1 protein-coding gene is annotated in these 381 nt (G+C 47.5%); it reads right to left on the bottom strand.

Annotation, left to right across the window (positions count from 1 at the left end):
• The coding region (locus Y887_RS20545; protein WP_211257020.1) for a hypothetical protein at positions 1 to 369 on the bottom strand (369 nt) is incomplete at its 3' end.
• Positions 370 to 381 lie beyond the last annotated feature (12 nt).

Here is a 381-nt window from a genome sequence, read left to right as displayed (position 1 = left end):
TACGCCATTAGGGAACAGCACCTGCATAACCTGACCTACCATCACAGCGTTATCGCCATAAACGGCGTTGCGCTCCCGGAAAGTTGCGGCCATCGCATCAAGAATATCGGCGGCGGTTGCCGGAGATTGTTCAACTTCCACAGCCTTAGTCTCTTCTTGCCCTGTTGCGCTTGGATCAATTGCTAATTGTTGCACCACTTCACCTGCTTTGCAAAGATTAAATGTAAAAGCGATTTTATTTTGAGCAACGGAGTTATAATACAATGCTTCATCTTGCATCCGCGCGAGTACGTCTTGTCGGTCGTCGAATACATTGATGATTCGATAATCGCCGTGCCGCAAAGCGTGCGATAGCCATCCAGATTTCATAATAGTTGATGG

The sequence above is a fragment of the Xanthomonas pisi DSM 18956 genome (genome assembly GCF_001010415.1).
GTDB classification, from domain to species: Bacteria; Pseudomonadota; Gammaproteobacteria; order Xanthomonadales; family Xanthomonadaceae; genus Xanthomonas; species Xanthomonas pisi.
The sequence above is the reverse complement of the archived record's forward strand: the minus strand, read 5'-3'. Positions and strand labels throughout refer to the sequence as shown.